Genomic DNA, 18536 nt, shown 5'->3' with positions numbered 1-18536 from the left:
AATTGATTTGTCAAGTTATTAACCTGATAAATTCTAAGTGATTTATAACGGATTAGCTAGTCGGATAGCTTCAACATCGGTATCAGTGAACGTGGCAAATGAAAATCGAGGCGTTAGTTTTTCGGAAGGAGAATTCAAACGGTATTTTTCATTCAGTAAATGGATAGCGAGATTCAATTCATCAACGATGTCAATCATGTTGGCATATTTGCTTTGACGACTAATTTTAATTAAAACGACCAATTTATATTTTTCTTTAATTGTCAATCCTTCAGTTGCTGCTTGAATAAATCTATCACTTTGCTGCACAAAAAGATCTTTTAAAGCATTTTGATCTACTTTTTGGGGTATAGTTCTACCGATATTCCAAAAAATAACATTCTCTTTAGTGACACGAATTTGCAGGATGCTCTCCTCTGAGATCCGTATTTCACTCTTCTCCCCTTCTGCTTCAGGGATACTGATTTCTAAAGTTTGTGGCAAGCGAAATGCCGTCGTCAGCATAAAAAAAGTGAGTAGCAAAAATGCAACATCCACCATGGGCGTCATGTCCAGCCGAATACCAACTCGCTTGATGCGTCTTTTGGATTTTCCGCGTGATTTTTGTGAAACGATTTCTGCCATTATTTCTCTAAATTTGTTGCGAAATTAACAGATGCAATTTTTGCGGTTTGCAAAATCTCCAAGATATCGCTGATGACGTCGTAGTCGGCGTCGCGGTCGGCTTTGACAATCACCTGCATAATTTCTTTTGCTCCGCGTACGGCCATATTTTCGAGCTGTGCTCGGCGAATGAGTTCAGGTAATTCTTGGAGTGTTACCTCTTTTCCGGCTCGTCTCGCGTATTCCAATCCAAAAATTTGCGCACGAACCGTTTGAGCATCCACGTTCATCCAGATAGTTTTGTCTTTAGTCACGGAAAGCGTAATGACATTGGCGCTGGGCAATTTAAGTTCAGAGTGCGAATCCGGCACATTTACCTGCACTTCTTCCGGAGGACGAAACGTAGTCGTCAGCATGAAAAAAGTAAGAAGTAGAAATGCGACATCTACCATCGGAGTCATGTCCAGCTTTATACCAACTCTTTTTTTCTTAATGCGTCCCAAGACTTATTGATCCTTGCTTGTTGTTGACAAGATAGATACCACGCTGTAGCCGGCTTCATCAATCATGTATGTGTAAGCATCCACTTTGTTGACAAAATAATTATAAGCGATAATAGCGACAATAGCTGCGAACAAACCACCGGCAGTATTGATCAAAGCTTCTGATATTCCAAGAGACAACTGAATGGCATCGGGAGCGCCGGATTGAGCAAGAGCTTTGAACGAACGAATCATACCCAGCGTCGTTCCCAGCAGCCCGACCATCGTAGATATTGAGGCGATAGTGGAAATAGCGATCAGGTTACGTTCTAAGAGTGGCACTTCCAACGACATCGCTTCATCCAAAGCACGCCGTGTTTCCGTTAACCGCTTGTCCAGATTCCACTGCATAGTTTGCGCGCGTTGGTAACTTAACAACCCCGATTTAAGGATTTCGGCACATGAACCTTTTTGTTGTTCGCAAATTGTGACGGCTTGATCGATATTATTTTCCATTAATACTTTTTCAACTCTTTTAAGAAACTGCGGTAATGCTTCTTTACCATACGCTTTTCGTAATGAGAATAACCGTTCAAAAATATATGTTACTGCCATAATGGAAAGCATCATTAATACAATCACTAAATATCCGCCGGCATAAATATAGTGAAGTCCGAAAATATCATTTTCCGCTCCAAAAATAAATTCATAGACTCCCCACGATACAGTAAACGCGATGACTAACAAAATAGTCATGAACACCGATTGTTTCATTGCCCGAACCTCCACTTATTCAAAATTAATCAGCTAATAGATGAATATTGTTTCGAATTGGTTTAATAATTTATTCATATTTTAATTTAACAGGATTAATCGCTGGAACCATGTTCAAATCAAGGCAAAGCTTTTGTCCCTTATTGCCGGTTAGAAATGCTGTAAACCCTGCCGCGAGCCCCGGTTTATCCTCACAATGCAAAATAAAAAGCATTCTGCGAAAAGGATAATCACCTCGATAAATATAGCCTTGAATAGGATCAACGGGCTTATCGTAATCATGACGCGCAATTTTAAGAATTTTCAAATTCGGCGCCCTTTTAAGATATTCTGGATTATTATTTAGCCACGACGAACTGACATAACCTATTGCATTTGAATTTGATATTATAAAATCCATTATACGATACGCTATAAACGCTGTTGAATCGGGAGGCAATTCTATCGCTGCAGGAGCTAATTGCCAATCGTGACCAAATTCCTGCCTTAATAAAGCATAATTTCCAGACTCATCCCCATCCGTTACAATCAAAATTGGTTGACGGAAAGGAATGTTGATATCGTTCCACCCCAGCGTGCGTCCGGCCAAGATTGATTCAATTTGCGATTTATAAAGATTGACAACTGGATTATCGCGATGCACTAAAAAAGCCAATCCGTCTAATGCAAATTTTTGAGAAAAAACTTTCTTGCCTCTGGAAATCGCATAGGCTGTTTCTGAAGAATCCATTTCGCGCGAACTTACAATGCACGTGGTCTTATCTGTCAACAGATCATTGATGGCTGTGGATGTTCCTGAATATCGAAAAGCAAGATGCGCATCGGGATAATCCGCCATGAACGCTTCCCCTTCAATAGCCATTACGTATGCAATAACTTCATCGCAAACCACCGTCATATACCCGCTGGTCGGTGTCATCACATCAGGCTGATTTTTACACCCTAACCAAAAAATCAGGCTAACTATCCAAATCTGTCGCTGAAATATTTTTATAGTAACGCGTAATAACAATTCGATAAATTCCATATAAAATAAAAATAATTCCAAACATGTTTTGAAAAAAAAGAGTCAAAGCAAATGGCTGAAAAAATAAAAGCGCGACTCCTGTAATAATATACAAGCAGCCAAAAATCTGGCGAACTAAGAATGACATATTTTAAGAGTTAGTTGACCGGCGGCGAATTACGTCAAAAAAAATGATTCCGGCCGCAACGGACGCATTCAGTGACTGAAGCTTACCATGCATCGGGATCTTAATTAGAAAATCGCAATGATCATATATAGTTTTACGCATGCCTTTTCCTTCACTTCCAATGATGATTCCTACTCCATCTTTAGGATCAATCTCATAATACATTTTTTCAGCCAAGGCATCAGTTCCGTAAATCCATAAACCTTTTTCTTTTAACCATTCGATGGCTTGCGTCAGGTTGGTGGCTTGTATAATGTGCATATGCATTACCGCTCCTGCTGACGTTTTCATTACAGTAGAATTAACATCCGCTGAACGATGCTTCGGAATAATGATGCCATGAAACCCTGCACATTCAGCACTTCGAATGATGGCTCCCAAGTTGTGGGGATCGGTAATTTCGTCCAAAATGGCAACGAGTGGTTTCTCATGCCGCTGTTCAGCCAGCATTAATATATCGTCCAATTCAGCGTAATGAAAATCGAACGAAACGATTTTCGCAAGAATGCCTTGATGATTCTTGCCAGGTAACGTTGAATCAATTTTTTTCACATCGGTTTCTTTGATATGGATGTCCGATGGTTCAGCCAGGTTACGTATTTCCCGGACGGCTTCTCCGTGTGCATTTTTAGCAATCCAGATTTCTTCAATACTTGCGCCGAATCTCAATGCCTCCACCACGGCACGCCGCCCAAAAATATATTGATTTCCACTCATGATCTGACTTTCTGACTGCTAAATAGTTTTTTGATCGGATAAATCAATTTATCTAGAATCCACAAGATAATGCCGTGCAGCCCGAACGTACGTTCGCTGGCTGTTTGATAGGTTAATACCATTCCGATCAGACCTAAGATCAAATTTGGAAACCACATTGCGAAGAAAGGATTAAGCAATTGCCGATCGGCATAATCTTCGCCCAAAACAAGACAAAAATAGTACGCTATGAAAAAAAACAGGCTGATCCCTCCTGCAATGCCAAGATTGCCGCGCCTTGCTTTTACGCCAATCGGCGCTCCGAGTAAAACAAATATAATACAGGCCATCGGAATGGAATATTTCTTATTCACTTCCACCATAAGCTGATCAATCATACGTTGATAATTGGTCGCAGAAGAAAGGTTGGACGCTAGTTGTTGCGAAGTCATAATTTTTGAGTTTCGGGATGTATCCGGTAAAATGCTGGCGTTAATAGCTTGTAATGAGTCTTTTTTAATCAACCGGCCAATGCTGTTTTTCAAAACGGAAGATGTTACTGAATCTGTTTTAGCAGAATCTTTAACCACACTTCTAAGAAATTGACGAATATCATCGGACAATTCAGCTTTAGTTTTAATGACTGATGACGTGTCATTTAGATTGATACGGACAAACCATTCATTTATTTTTGCAAACACCGAATTTTGAAGAAAAAAATCATTCGCCATCGTTTGAAATTTCTTATCAATCTGAGTAAACATAGCCGGTTCTTGCGATAATGCTGTTGCGGCAAGATCGAGTCTCCGGTCCCGTTCATTCTGATGACGTAACACATCATCCATTAATTGCTGTATATTTTTTTCACGGTCATTATGAAAAGTTTCATCGTTTTTTTTAAGAGTCAGGTTTTCAACTGGAATATTGACACGATGAACGGCAAAATGGATAGTCTGGTACGCTTCCATCTTGCGAAAATTCATTTCATGAATTTCGCCGTTTTCTAGCGTAACAATCATTGCTTCGCTCGATTCATCAATTTCAATTTTTCCTTTTTCAGCCACAATGGTTCGCCAAACATTATGTTGAGATTTATCGACGATCGTGACGCCATAAATGCCAGACCCAAGTTCATCTTTATTTTCAACGATCATGCTGAAATTTTCAAGATCTTCCAGAAACACACCCGGTTCGATGGATAATGTCGGTCTCTTGTTCTGAATATTTTTTTTCAGTACACGGGCTTTATGATTGGCCACCGGAAGCACTTTGTCATTGAATTCAACCAATGCAATTGCAAGCATTACGGACGCTAACAATACTGGCATGATAAGACTGTAAAAACTGATACCGCCTGCTTTGATCGCGGTGACTTCATTATCCGATGACATTCGGCCGAACGCCATGATGGTAGCTACTAATACCGACATTGGAACTACCAGCACCATAATCCATGCGAGGTTATAAATAATATATTCCAGTATTATCTGTATGCTTATACCTTTACCAATGATGTACCGCATCGCTTGCAGGACAAAATTAAGTACAAGCATCGATGTGATAAGTGCCAACGCAAAGAAAAAAGGGCCGATGTGTTCGCGAAGAATATAACGGGCTAAAAGAAACATGCGGGCCTGTCAGGAGGGGTCGGAACTATTGATTTTTTGATTTGAGAAGACCAATTTGATCGCGCAGTTTAGCTGCCAATTCGTAATTTTCAGCTTCGATAGCTTTTTGTAATTCCGATTCTAATTTCTCAAGCTTGGTTTTGCCACCGGTAGTGACTTGGTCTACTTCTTCTACCGAGCGATTCGTCCGTACATAATTTCCGGATTGCGTGTCGATTTCAAGACTTGCCGTATTCATTACCTCATCATGCACATAGATCGGAGCGCCTACACGAATGGCTATCGCGATCGCATCGGACGGGCGTGCATCGATCACCTGATCACCCATACTGTTACTGCTCAAATGAATGGAAGCAAAAAAAGTATTTTTATTAAGCTCGGTGATCACAACTTTTTTGACTTCGGTATCAAGCGCTTCAAGGAACTGAACGGCAAGATCATGCGTGAAAGGTCTGAAAGGTTTGATTCCTTGAAGCTCGAGCGCTATAGCATGAGCTTCTGGTGCACCGATGACAACCGGAAGAACACGATTGCGATCAGCATTTAACTCAACAAGCTGAAGGATGTAACCATTGCTTTGCTCGTCTTCAATGATCCATTTAATTTCAACCTGTATTTCCATACCTGTCTTTCTACTTTCCTTACCCGATATTAATAAAACTTAAAGTAAAATCAAATTAAAACTTTTTCTAGTCGCCGAATTACGCGGTGGGTTTATTTTTTGGAACAAAAATTTTCGGTTTTTTTACCGGAGCAGCGTCTGCAGGCGTTTCAGTTGTCACAGTTGGGTTAGTTTCCTTTTGACCGCCTGGAACAAAAGTTTTGGGAGCTTTTTTTACTTCTTTAGTTTCTTCAGCCGCTGCATTGGTCACTGGTTTGGGTTCCCAGTGGTAGGCATTGCCATTGACGCTCCAGCCAAAGTTCAAATCAACGTTGAAATCTATAAGCTTGCCTTGTCGATCAGTTTTCGGAAAAGATTTCCACGCACCCGGCTGCCAATGAGTAAAAACTCTGATGCCTTGCTCCTGACCCGTACTCACTTCATCGATGAAACGAAACCGCGCCATGCACAGTTGTCCGTTGCGTATTAGTTCACCGTAAAACCATTGCCGTTCATATAAAGGGTTGCGAAGCGATCCATCGGTATCAGTTATCCATAAAAAACCATTCCCATGTTCGAATTCAAACACTAATTTCTTTTGATTGGTCAACCCCTCCACCAAAGCATCCAGAACATTCTTAAATTCAAGCCAAGCGCCCAATCCATTGGTTGCAGCATTGAAAAAAGTATAACGTTTGATTGTACCTTTTTGATCATTGATAATTTGCTTTTCCCATATTTCAGCAGACATAAATCCTCACTTATTCCATATTGTAAAACGTAATCTCGGGAATCTCCCCTATCAAACCGTAATAAAAGCAATAACTCAAATATTCTTTTAATCCTTCAATTTCATCTTTTCCAAATTCATATCGAATGTTTTCAGTCAGATATTTTTCATAAAATTCAGTGCTTAACCCCGATACACTAGCTTGCTGATAAATATCGGAAATTTCTTTGATATGTGCCAACCCTAAATCGCGTGAATCAATCAGGGTTTTGATGTCCGTTGGATGTAAACGATCCGGCACACCGGCCCAAAAAGAATAAACAAACGGTAAGCCATCGGTAAGATCGTTCCATTCTTCTCCCAAGTCTAACCGGTTATCGGCCGCATTATAATAATGTAAAGCTTTATCGCCGATCACCAGTGCCGCATCCGCTTTGGATAACATATGCGATAAATCAGGCTCCATTTCGATCAATTCCGGTTGAATATCGAATTTTTCGCCTAAAATAATACGCAACAACGCCACTGATGTGCGGCTGCTGCTGTCTACCGCAACCGTACGAATCTGTTCAAGTCCACGATTAAAAAAAAGTTCAACACTTCGAACTTCACCGCGGGAAATTACAGCAATGGACGGAACAATAAAAAGTGAAATGGTTTCTCTGATTCGGGAATACTCAATTGAAGGAATAAGAGCGAGGTCAACGGTACGACCGGCCAATTGTTTTGCACATTCGGAGGGGATGTCGTAACGAATGTCGAAGCGGTGAGGCAGACGTCCGTTTTCCAACCCGTATACTATGGGTTTGGTATTTAAATAAGAAACTGCACTGATTTTGATCGTTGCTAGTTGATCCGACGGCATGAAGCCTAACTTTCGTCGTTTTCGTCCTCGTCTTCGGATTCGTCTCCTTCTTCACCTACATCCGCATCTTCTTCCAAAGCCATCTCCGGCAATTCAATATCTTTAACAACTTCCAGCGCTGCGTTCAATTGTTCTTTCGGAACAAGAACTTTAACTGCCGACAAGTCGCCTACCCACACAACATTCATGTGATCTTTTTGCGATAAGACAGTACTCTCAATGCCTGCAGCGGCGAGGAGATCGCAGATCATATCAGCCTGATGTTCATAATCGACCGTCCTGACGACGGCCCAACCTTCGATCAGTTCACTCATGCCAATTTCCCGGATAATTATTTTGAGCCTAAATTTTTTAACCAGTATTCGGCTGATTCTCTCCAACGACGGCTGGTCTTGGAATTATTATAATATTTAATGGCTTCAGTATTATTGCCCGACTTACGATACGCATCAGCCAATTCAAAATTCAACGCCGCCGTTGTTTCGGCATCGCGAGATACTTCAATACCTTTCAAGCCATTTTTGACGGCGGAGTCAAAATCGCCAGTTATATTGTAAGCACTTACCAATTCCAAGTAAGCTTTAGCATTATTGGCATCTTTAGCCAAGGCATCCTGAAATACCGGAATAGATTCTTTCAGTTGACCCAAACCGTCTTTCATCGCTTTGCCTTTGAGGTAAATAACTTCGTCATCATTCGGATTATCTTTCAGATAAGCGTCCATGGTCTCAATGGCTTTCTTGAATTCTTTGGTATCAACATACAAAGTGGCTTTATATTTAATCGCTGTAGTGACAATTTCCTTCTCACCATTTGGCATATTGATCGCTTTATCGTAATTAGTGACAGCGCTTTGAAAGTCGCCGAGTTTACGATATGCTAAACCTAAGTTCGCATATGCTTTTTGGTAATTAGGATCTAACTTAACGGCTTCTTGAAATTCGCGCACGGCCGCGGCATAATCGCCTTGTTTGAAATAATCGTTTCCGGCTTTGAAACGTGCTTTGGCACCTTTCTGGGCGCCCATCGCATTCATTTTTTCCTGGTTCTGCCGTTCGATCTCTTCTTTTTGTTTTTTCCAGGCTTCTAATTTACGTTGATATTCTTCATCAGCATTATCCTGCGCAATAACGCTCATGCTGAAAACGGCCATCAATAAAAACGTGATGAAATACATTAATTTGGTTTTCATTACGTACACCTCCGACTGTGTTTATAATGATTGAGTGTTTTATTTTTTAGACAAAAACTTAAAGATGAGAACGCGTGCCGGTTGAATTAGGAAAGATACCTTTAAATAACGTGCCGAAGGCGGGATTTGAACCCGCACGCCTCGCGGCGCCACCCCCTCAAGATGGTGTGTCTGCCAATTTCACCACTTCGGCAAGATGTTACGATTAACTGATGTACGCTGATAACGTATCTAATTTTTGAAAAAATTTCAATAAAAAATTTATCGCAACATCCAAAAAACTATTCCTGAGCCGGTAATGTTGGCGCACCGCCTTGTTGCTCAAGTTCCTTTTCAATAATGCCTTGATCGGCTCCCGTATCGCGTAAACCTTTCACATTGAGTCCGATACTCAACAACGCAAACAAAATAGCCAATACGACCGTAGCTTTGGTTAACGTATCCGCCGCCTGACGTCCGCTCAGAAACGCCGTCGAACCGCCGCCGCCGAAAGTACCCGCGAGTCCACCGCCTTTGCTCGATTGCATTAAAATCGCAACTACCAACAATACGCTGACGATGATATGAATGACAACTAAAAAAACAAACATCCTGATAACTCCTTAAATAGTAAAATATATAAATGAAATTCTAACTTAAATTTTCAGCGCTTCGAATAATTGCAATGAACTGCTCTGCATCCAAACTGGCTCCACCAACCAAAGCTCCATCGATATTTGCACACGCCAACAATGACTGTGCATTTTCCGGTTTCACGCTACCACCATATAGAATTACTGTTGCATCGGCAAGCGTCTGTCCGTAATGATTAACAATCATCGAACGAATATGTTTATGAACTTCTTCGGCTTCCTGTGCTGTAGCGTTTTTGCCGGTACCAATCGCCCATACGGGTTCATACGCAATAACCACTTTTCCAAACTCCGTCGCATCCATTGATTTAAAAGCTCCAGTAAACTGGTGAGAAATGACATTAACCGTTTCCCCTTTCTCTCGTTGTTCGAGAGTTTCGCCGATGCATACAATCGGTCGAAGTCCTTCGGCAATGGCAAATTTTAGCTTCTGATTGACGGATTCGTCCGTTTCATGAAAATATTGACGCCGTTCGGAGTGGCCTATGATTACCCATTCGCATCCGGCATCCTTGATCATCGGTGCAGAAATCTCGCCGGTAAAAGCGCCGAATTTCTGCAAGTACATATTTTGCGCGCCAACAGTAATTTTTGAATCTTTCAAAATATCTCTTACTGAAGCAATATCGATAAACGGTGGACAAACGGCTACATCGGTTTTACGGATGTCCGTTAATTTGATCTTCAACGCCTTTGCCAATTGCATCGCTTCCTGAGGCGTTTTATACATTTTCCAATTTCCGGCAATCAGCTTCCTCCGTATTTCAGGCATTGGCCAACGCCTCCAATCCAGGCAGAACTTTTCCTTCGAGAAATTCCAAGGAAGCGCCGCCTCCGGTTGACACGTGGCTTACCTGCTTTTCGTACCCGAATTCTGAAATAGCTGCCGCTGAATCACCGCCACCAACAATCGTTGAAGCGCCTTTTTGCGTCGCTTTAACCAAAGCATCGGCAACCGCTTTGGTGCCTTTGGCAAAATTCGGCATTTCAAATACGCCCATTGGGCCATTCCACACGATCGTCTGTGCGTTTAAAATTTCATTCGTAAATAAGTCAATCGTCTTCGGGCCGATATCCACGCCCATCCAATCCGCCGGAATTGCATTCATGGTGACAGACTGATGCTCGGCCTCGTTTTTAAATTCTTTAGCAACCACTGCATCAACCGGCAGCATTAATTTAGCTTTTCCTGTTTTCGTCTTATCCAAAATCGCTTTGGCTAAATCGGCCTTCTCAGCTTCGAAAAGCGACTTACCGATTTCCTGTCCCATGACTTTGGCAAACGTAAAAGCCATTCCGCCACCGATAATGATCGTATCGACTTTCTTAAGCAGATTTTCGATCACGTCGATTTTACCGGAAATTTTTGCACCGCCGATAATTGCAACAAATGGGCGCTTGGGATTTTCCAATTTCGCGCCAAGATAATTGATTTCTTTTTCCATCAAGTATCCGGCAACATTTTGCTTAAAATATTGGGTCACTCCTTCGGTCGATGCGTGCGCGCGATGAGCCGTCCCAAAAGCATCATTAACGTAAACATCGCCCAATTTTGCAAGCTTCTGCGCAAATGCCGGGTCGTTAGCTTCTTCTTCATTGTAGAATCGTAAATTTTCAAGCAACATTGCTTCGCCGTTTTTCAACAAAGCCGATTGTTTTTCGACCATTTCACCGACGCAATCTTCGGCCATCTGCACCGGCTTGCCGAGCAGCTCGGATAATTTCGCCGCGCATGGTTTCAGACTCATCGATGGATTTTTTTTGCCTTTGGGTCTGCCCAAATGGCTCATAATGACCAACCGTCCGCCGTCATTCAGAATTTTTTTGATCGTAGGCAACGACTCGCGAATGCGCGTGTCGTCGGTAATATGGAGTTGGTCATCCAGTGGAACATTGAAATCTACGCGCAAGAGCACACGTTGGCCCTGCACGCTTACCTGATCAATCGTTAATTTTTTCATAAAACGTCACGTCCTGTTATTTAGCCATCTTCAGCAACAGGTCGACGACGCGATTCGAATAGCCCCATTCATTATCGTACCATGAAACGATTTTGAAAAAACGTTTTTCACCTTTGAGGTTATTTTCAAGGGTCGCGAGCGAGTCGTAAATAGATGAACGTTCATCGTGAATAAAATCCGTTGAAACGACTTCTTCGTTGCAATAACCGAGAATTCCCTTCAGATAGCTCTCGGAAGCTTTTTTCATCAATGCATCGATTTCTTCGATCGATGTTTCTTTGTTGGAGCGAAATGTGAGATCGACAACCGATACGTTGGCCGTCGGTACACGGAAAGACATTCCGGTTAATTTTCCTTTTACCGCGGGAATGACTTCTCCGGCAGCTTTAGCAGCTCCGGTAGATGAAGGAATGATATTGATCGCTGCCGCACGGCCTCCGCGCCAGTCCTTTTTGGACGGCCCGTCAACCGTTTTTTGAGTGGCTGTATAGGAATGGATGGTTGTCATGAGACCCGTTTCAATGCCGATACCTTCTTTCATCAGAACGTGAACGACGGGTACAAGACAATTGGTGGTACAGGATGCATTGGATACGATATGATGTTTCGAAGCGTCATACTCGTTATCGTTGACGCCCATCACGATCGTTTTTACTTCCCCTTTTCCCGGAGCAGAAATAATGACCTTTTTGGCGCCGGCATCAAGATGGCCTTTGGCCTTATCTGAACTTGTGAAAAGCCCTGTCGATTCAATGACATAATCGACACCGAGCTCTTTCCATGGCAATTGTGCCGGCTCTTTCGTTGCCGGTACACAACGAATTTTGTGGCCATTGGCAATGATGATGTCGTCTGTTTCAACAGACGGATTGCTTTTGGCTGTACTTAATTGTCCTTTAAATTTTCCGTGAATAGAATCATACTTTAATTGATACGCAAAATAATGAGCGTCCGTACTCACATCTACAACGGCCACTACATCAATCTCTTTACCTAAAACCCCTCTGTCAACCATGGCGTTGAACGCCAACCGCCCGATACGACCGAATCCGTTTATTCCAACTTTAATCGCCATAACCAATTCTCCCCTTAATAAATCCAAATACTTGGTTTGTTTGAAAGGCGGCCTAATTTAGCGTTTGCGCACTATAAAGTCAATCCTAATTTCCTCCGTTTTTTCCTTATAAATTCATATTTTACTTCGTCGTCATGGTAAAGACACCATCCCAACCGGCTTCCGGCGGATTCTGTTTAAACTGCTCGCATCGCTCAAGATATACTTCCGAAGGTCCGTCATCCGCTTTGGCATGAAGAGCAGCTTTGAAATACAAAATCGCTTCATCCCACCGTTGTTGCCGATAGGCCATCAAACCTTGGTTGTAAGAATCCAAAACTTTTTTCATTGTACTTGAAATTCCAGTCGATGTACGTGCCAAAGCTTCAAACACTTTCACCGGCTTCTCTTTACCTTTGACACGGATCAGATCTAATTCACGTGTAATAATATCGTCTTTAACCAATTCCTGCGTCCACTCACTGAGCATGATGTAAGAACCGTATTCTTTATTGGCACCTTCTAAACGTGATGCAAGATTCACATTGTCACCCATAACGGTATAATCAAACACGCTTTCAGATCCCATGTTGCCCAAAACCACTTGCCCGCTATTGATACCTGCGCGCGCGCGTAATTCAGGCCGTCCTTCTTTCTTCCATTTAACGCGCATTTCGACCAGCTTTTCCTGCATTTCCAAAGCAGCGTGACAAGCTTTAAGGGCGTGCAGGTCATCGTGCAATGGCGCACCAAATTCCGCCATGATCGCATCGCCTTCATATTTATCAATGATGCCGTCATATTTGGAAATAATATTAGTCATCGCCGTTAAATATTCATTGAGCAATGCAACCAGTTCAACCGGCGTTAATTTTTCAGAAATCGTAGTAAAACCGGCCACATCCGAAAATAAAATACTCAAAAACCGAACTTCGCCACCAAGTTTCAACAAACCAGGATTCTCGATTAATTGTTCCACAACTTTTTCAGGCAAATAACGGCCAAACGCATTTCGAATGGTTGCTTTTTCTTTGCGTTCACCGATATATTGGAAAAGAACGTTGCCAACATACGTAAACCCTATGGCCATTATCGGCGTTACAATCTGCATGTGAAGATTATGGAAGACAAATAAATAAAATGCGGTACCAATAACGATCGCGACAATCAAAATAAAAATAGGCAAAGCTAATAATGGCTTCTGCAAACGACTAACCAGAATGAATACCAAAAACGACGTTAGAGTGACGATAAGAACGCGCACCCAATCTGATTGCACTGTGACATAATCATCGTTAAGCATCGTATAGATGGCATTGGCGTGGATTTCAACCCCTGGCATCAGCGTTTCAAGTTTCTGACCTTCTATGTTTCGTGATTCACTCAACGGCACGGCAAAAATATCGTGCAATTCCTCCATTGTTGCGCCTAATAGAACGATTTTGTCTTTAAAAAAACCAGAATGCAAAAGTCCCGGAGGAATACCTAAATCTGGATCACCCGGATTGTCAAATGTATCCAAGTCATATTCGGGCTTCAAATCAAAAGTCGAATTATCAACGGTGACATCGAATGATTTGTATGGAAAAGTATTGATCGGACCTTGAAAATTAATCAGGAAAGAAAACGATTTATATTTACGAACAATTTTATCACCGAATTTAAAATACGCTTCATTGTTTTCAAATACAGCGTCTTTTGGCAAATCATAATATTTCCTGAGCACTTCAATGCCAAATGAATAATAGGTGTCCATTTGTACTTCATTACCAATTTTTTCTTCAAGCAGATACTGCCGCCAGATGCCATCGATGTCATTAGTCACGCCAACCAAACCCCATGCGGCCCCGCCATCGATCAGTTTCTCCAGCGGATGAACGGCCTGATCATATTGCCCGCGTCCACCTCCGACTTCTGCTTTGACAACTTTTCCGGCCAGCACAACATTACCCGCTTCATTGATTGCTTTAGCAAAATCATCGTCGTTAGCGGGGCTGTAACTGTCCGGTGCATCAAACACAACGTCTATACCCACCACTTTTGCACCAGCCTCTTTCATATTGCGAACAAACTGTGCGTAATACGAACGCGGCCATGGCCATACAGACGGAAGCGACTCTCCGGATTGATCATTAATCGCAACAATAATAATCGGTGATTCTTCCGGCGATAATTTTTTATATTCGTATACATACTGATACTTAAAATTAAATCGTTGATCCAAAGTTTTGAGTTCCATTGTCTCAATGGCTTTGACATTCACCAAAAAACTTCCCAACCATACTGCCAGCAGCGTTATAAATATCCCAGACAGGGTTTTATTTTTAAACCCAGCGAAGTAAATTCCGAGAATTGCTGCAATCAATGACAACGTAGTCAAACCGATATTTACAAGGTAGAAAACAACCAACGAATCCCCGATGTCCGGCAATAGCTTCAACACCAGATTTGGAATAAAAACAAGCAACGCAACAACTAAACAAGCAAAGGCCGCTTTATTTTCTTTCAAAGCTCTAAAGAAATTTCCTCCAGCCATGTCCGCCTCACAGATTTAAATAAGTATTTGAATGCGAATTAAAAATAAAACCTAACTTGAAGAATTTCAAGTTAGGTTTTATTCGAAATGCTTATGAAAGTCGATTAGAACACAAATTCATACCGAGCAGTAAATACGCGGTTTGTTTTCTTTGACGAACCGGTTTGAACGCCGTTGGTATCGTATTGAGGTACTTTGATACCTGAAGTCAGATTCAAATCCAGATAAAATGTATGTTTTTTCATGAAATTGAATCGTTGTCCCAACGTTAAGGTCGTCAAACTGGTTTTATCGCCTGCAAATTTAAATGATGTAAAACTAATTCCGCCATATGCATTTAATTTCATATCGTCTTTATTCAACAGGCCGTAATCGCCGTTTGCGCCAAACGTCGAAGCATCTGTTTTGGAATCAGAAACGCCACTGGTATCCAATGACTGCGTTGTGCCGTTAGACACTGAAAAATTAACGCTGGTACGTAACGGGAAATTCCAATCTGTCGAAACAGACAGACCGAAACTATTATTCTTTGCGTTGCCCGTCGGAACGTAGTTGATCGTATCCAGTTCTTGCGTTTTGTCATCTTTTTTGCTGTTGGAGAACGTCAACGTTGCGTTATGCCGCATGTCAGCCGCATTAAATCCGTATGAAGTACTGACCGAGAAAACTTTGGTTACGTTTTCTTCAGGACGTGCATTGTTATCTAATTCTTCCGTCAGTTTAGTCCCGCTATAAGCAAAATTATTATCGCGTTTAATATTGTTAATGCCTAAGGTCAATGAAGGAAGCTTCGGTAAGAACAAAGAGACATTGAAGCCAAGGTTGCTGGTTTCCAATGTATTCGAATTTGTTTTGGCAAGGTTATTCTCGCTGGTTGCATACGAACCTGTCACAAAAATACGATTTTGCCATAGACGAACACGATCAGAAATTTCAAACGTCGCCATATCGCGCGCAATAGGCGTCGCTAATGATTGGAAATAGGCTCCATTCGAACGATAGCGGGCATTGAAATTATTATTGAACGCATTCACCGATCCGCCGATAGTGTAAGCAAACAAATTTTTGTCGACTTTACCATTTCCAGGAATAGCTAAGTTCTGATTGACGGTAATAAATTTATCCAATAGATCGATATCATCCTGGCTGATATCCATGCCGGCATCCTGAAATACCGTCGCATCAGCCGATCCACCGGTTATATCTTCATTAGTTATACTCGTTGCAATGCTGGCATCGAATGTAAAACGTTTATTGAATAAGTTCATTTTGAAATCAGCGCCGGCTACAAGATTGTCTTTCGGAGCAATACCATTGTATCCCAGAGCCATATAAGGATTATACTTAAGCGAACTCTGTTCGTCCTTAACTTTGGTAGCACTTAAACCTATTTGGAATGCTTGGGGTCCAATGCTAAAACGGCCGCCCAATAAATTTCTTTTGAAAGTGCCCGTAAATGTTCGATCCGAACCAATGCTCTCTCCGCTCTGTAGATACTCGGCAATGGCATCGGCATCGGTTCCCAAAGCTCTGATTGAGTCCAACTTATTTTCATCAGCCTTTGAAACGACTTTGCGGTTTAATTCACCTTGAACAAATTGAAAATTAAAAATACCGAGATAAAGTCCCGCACTGATGCCTCGAACACGCGTTCCATACAATGTCACTGGGCTGAATGTCGGATAACTGTCGCCGTAATCAAGCATTAAAATATTGTTAAGATTGGCGCTGATCAAATAACGGTTTAGCGGCTGATTCTTTCTAAAGTTATCTTCAGAATCAAAATCCAGTGTTGCGCCTAATTTGAACCAGTTTTTTTCATAGGACAATTCACCGCCAACACGTTTGTATGTTGTTTCCACGCCAAGGTTGTTTTGGCCTTTGTATTCCGTACGGAAATTCGCTCTGAATTTTCCTTCTTCGTCAAAGGACGATTCATCGGAACCACCGGAGGCTGCTCCACCGGATGTCACGGATGAAGTAAATCCTTTGCCCGAAAACACATCTTCCGCTTCGTCTTTATTGACCGTAAAAAGCCACTCAGCTAAATTGACGATATTATCCGAACTGACTGCATACCAAAGGCGTACTGTGTGATCGCCCGGAGCCATACCTTTAGCCGAAAAACTTACCAGTTCAGCCGTAACGTCTGCTTTTTTTGTAATATCCTCGCCATCAAGCGTCAATCGGAGATTCTGTAATTCAATGGTGGTTTCTGAAAACAATGAAACTGCAATAAAAAAATCTTCAGGTGCAATGGTAGAATTAGGTTCCGGTGACAATACAACAGCTTCGATACCGGATTCCTGAACAGCAAACTTTTTGGTGATAACGACTTGGAGCGGAGCTAATTCCGCGTTTTGCTCTGGATACGTAATGACATCGCCCGATACGGTTTCAGCGGCAATGTAATATTCCATTACATCACCTTTTTTCATATCCTTCGATGGAATAGTAATGCTGTATTTACCATTGGCTCGAAGGATCATTGGCATTTGAATGTAGGCCGGGTCACCGGGTTTACGGTAATTCACCGTTGCAATTGTAACGGAAGTTGTAAAAGATGTTTCGATATTAATCGGTTCGTTTTCGGGAGAATGAGAAATTGGAAAGTGAAGTACTCGTCCGCCAGCAGACGCGAAGGCCTGTGAAGCCATAACCAGACACATGAAAAAAGGGACGAAGATGTTCTTTCTCACTGAATTCCAGGGTAGCAAATACATAGAACCTCCTCTGAATGGGTATTTTTTTGGGATATATGAAAATTGTTTATACGACGTAAATCACATAATGAATAAAATCCAATACGGGTCGTGTGATTCCACAAGGCTGGAATATTAACAAAAATGAACGGTAAACGATTAAAAACCAATGAACTAATTTAAATGAAAGTGATTCTATTGTCAAGCGATTATTCATTCAATCTAGCCTAAAGAAGTACGCTTGGTATCAGAATTGTACTAAAAAACTACACTGTCAGTTATGATAAAACGCAAAAACCTGATCGTTTATACTATCAGGTTCTTTGGCGGAGAGAGTGAGATTCTCCGCCAGAGGCGGATGCGCCTTGACGCAGAACTCACACCCTACGCATGTTTTCATCAAGCCATTTTCTTCCAATTCCGGTTTTCAGAAACTTCTCCCTCTCACGAGCTTCTTTATTTGTTTTATACTCTTCATGATAGACCAACGCCCACGGTATACCTGACTTTGTAAATGGAGTTTTGCCATGATTATGTTCTTTTAAGCGTTTAGTAATATCATTTGTTGAGCCAGTATAACGTTTCTGAAGTTTGTAACTCCACAGCACGTAAACGTAAAACATAATACACCTTAAAAAGATAAAACCTGATCGTTTATACCATCAGGTTTTTTGGCGGAGAGAGTGAGATTCGAACTCACGGCACGGTTTCCCGTACACACGCTCTCCAGGCGTGCCAGTTAAACCACTCCTGCACCTCTCCTAAACTGCTTCTATTTCAACGAACATGTTTTTACAAAAGCGTGGCAAAGATATTGATTTCTAAAATCCTTCGCAAGCAATTTGTCAGCTTTTCATCGTTTTTAATTTCTCTCGAATAACTTCATT

The 18536-nt window shown here is 41.7% G+C and carries 18 protein-coding genes and 2 tRNA genes; all 20 read right to left on the bottom strand.

All coding sequences use genetic code 11. The features are described 5' to 3' along the window. Positions 1-42 precede the first annotated feature (42 nt). Positions 43-624, bottom strand: coding sequence for a biopolymer transporter ExbD (locus tag K1X84_14415; GenBank protein MBX7152819.1), 582 nt, complete (start codon positions 622-624; stop codon positions 43-45). Next, entirely contained in the window at positions 624-1106 is a 483-nt protein-coding gene (locus K1X84_14410) for a biopolymer transporter ExbD (GenBank protein MBX7152818.1), read from the bottom strand. The genes K1X84_14415 and K1X84_14410 overlap by 1 nt, the downstream gene beginning before the upstream one ends. Before the next feature lie 3 nt (positions 1107-1109). After that, complete coding sequence (locus K1X84_14405) at positions 1110-1859, bottom strand: MotA/TolQ/ExbB proton channel family protein (GenBank protein MBX7152817.1); 750 nt, start codon at positions 1857-1859, stop codon at positions 1110-1112. Between the two features lie 70 nt (positions 1860-1929). Continuing rightward, entirely contained in the window at positions 1930-2781 is an 852-nt protein-coding gene (locus K1X84_14400) for a substrate-binding domain-containing protein (protein MBX7152816.1), read from the bottom strand. 235 nt (positions 2782-3016) lie between these two features. Next, positions 3017-3769 (bottom strand): 23S rRNA (guanosine(2251)-2'-O)-methyltransferase RlmB, encoded by a 753-nt coding sequence (rlmB, locus tag K1X84_14395; GenBank protein MBX7152815.1) that lies wholly within the window; start codon positions 3767-3769, stop codon positions 3017-3019. Continuing rightward, a complete protein-coding gene (locus K1X84_14390) occupies positions 3766-5376 on the bottom strand; it encodes an LptF/LptG family permease (GenBank protein ID MBX7152814.1) in 1611 nt (536 codons plus the stop codon). The genes rlmB and K1X84_14390 overlap by 4 nt, the downstream gene beginning before the upstream one ends. 25 nt (positions 5377-5401) lie before the next feature. Beyond that, positions 5402-5998: a bifunctional nuclease family protein gene (locus K1X84_14385; protein ID MBX7152813.1), complete on the bottom strand. Its 597-nt coding sequence runs from the start codon at positions 5996-5998 to the stop codon at positions 5402-5404. Positions 5999-6077: 79 nt separating this feature from the next. Next, positions 6078-6728 carry a hypothetical protein gene (locus tag K1X84_14380; GenBank protein MBX7152812.1) on the bottom strand — a complete coding sequence of 217 codons (651 nt, stop codon included), beginning with the start codon at positions 6726-6728 and terminating at the stop codon, positions 6078-6080. A gap of 10 nt (positions 6729-6738) precedes the next feature. Continuing rightward, the gene (locus K1X84_14375; protein ID MBX7152811.1) at positions 6739-7572 is read right to left on the bottom strand and encodes a menaquinone biosynthesis protein; all 834 of its coding nucleotides are present in this window, start codon (positions 7570-7572) and stop codon (positions 6739-6741) included. A 5-nt stretch (positions 7573-7577) separates the two neighbouring features. After that, positions 7578-7886 (bottom strand): DUF2007 domain-containing protein, encoded by a 309-nt coding sequence (locus tag K1X84_14370; protein ID MBX7152810.1) that lies wholly within the window; start codon positions 7884-7886, stop codon positions 7578-7580. 17 nt (positions 7887-7903) lie between these two features. Further along, the gene (locus K1X84_14365; protein ID MBX7152809.1) at positions 7904-8764 is read right to left on the bottom strand and encodes a tetratricopeptide repeat protein; all 861 of its coding nucleotides are present in this window, start codon (positions 8762-8764) and stop codon (positions 7904-7906) included. A 111-nt stretch (positions 8765-8875) separates the two neighbouring features. Next, a tRNA-Leu gene (locus tag K1X84_14360) sits at positions 8876-8957 on the bottom strand. Positions 8958-9045: 88 nt separating this feature from the next. Then, a complete protein-coding gene (secG, locus tag K1X84_14355) occupies positions 9046-9360 on the bottom strand; it encodes a preprotein translocase subunit SecG (protein ID MBX7152808.1) in 315 nt (104 codons plus the stop codon). Between the two features lie 34 nt (positions 9361-9394). Continuing rightward, complete coding sequence (tpiA, locus tag K1X84_14350; protein ID MBX7152807.1) at positions 9395-10159, bottom strand: triose-phosphate isomerase; 765 nt, start codon at positions 10157-10159, stop codon at positions 9395-9397. A 1-nt stretch (position 10160) separates the two neighbouring features. Next, entirely contained in the window at positions 10161-11357 is a 1197-nt protein-coding gene (locus K1X84_14345) for a phosphoglycerate kinase (GenBank protein MBX7152806.1), read from the bottom strand. 16 nt (positions 11358-11373) lie between these two features. After that, positions 11374-12432 carry a type I glyceraldehyde-3-phosphate dehydrogenase gene (gene gap, locus K1X84_14340; GenBank protein ID MBX7152805.1) on the bottom strand — a complete coding sequence of 353 codons (1059 nt, stop codon included), beginning with the start codon at positions 12430-12432 and terminating at the stop codon, positions 11374-11376. Positions 12433-12553: 121 nt separating this feature from the next. Next, on the bottom strand, positions 12554-14947 hold the full coding sequence (locus K1X84_14335; GenBank protein ID MBX7152804.1) for an adenylate/guanylate cyclase domain-containing protein: 2394 nt from the start codon (positions 14945-14947) through the stop codon (positions 12554-12556). A 104-nt stretch (positions 14948-15051) separates the two neighbouring features. Beyond that, complete coding sequence (locus K1X84_14330) at positions 15052-17670, bottom strand: hypothetical protein (protein ID MBX7152803.1); 2619 nt, start codon at positions 17668-17670, stop codon at positions 15052-15054. A 356-nt stretch (positions 17671-18026) separates the two neighbouring features. Further along, positions 18027-18272, bottom strand: coding sequence for a GIY-YIG nuclease family protein (locus tag K1X84_14325; protein MBX7152802.1), 246 nt, complete (start codon positions 18270-18272; stop codon positions 18027-18029). Between the two features lie 49 nt (positions 18273-18321). Next, a tRNA-Ser gene (locus K1X84_14320) sits at positions 18322-18411 on the bottom strand. Positions 18412-18536 lie beyond the last annotated feature (125 nt).

This window comes from bacterium, from assembly GCA_019695335.1.
Lineage (GTDB): Bacteria > CLD3 > CLD3 > SB21 > SB21 > JABWBZ01.
This window is presented reverse-complemented; position numbering and strand designations above follow the sequence as displayed.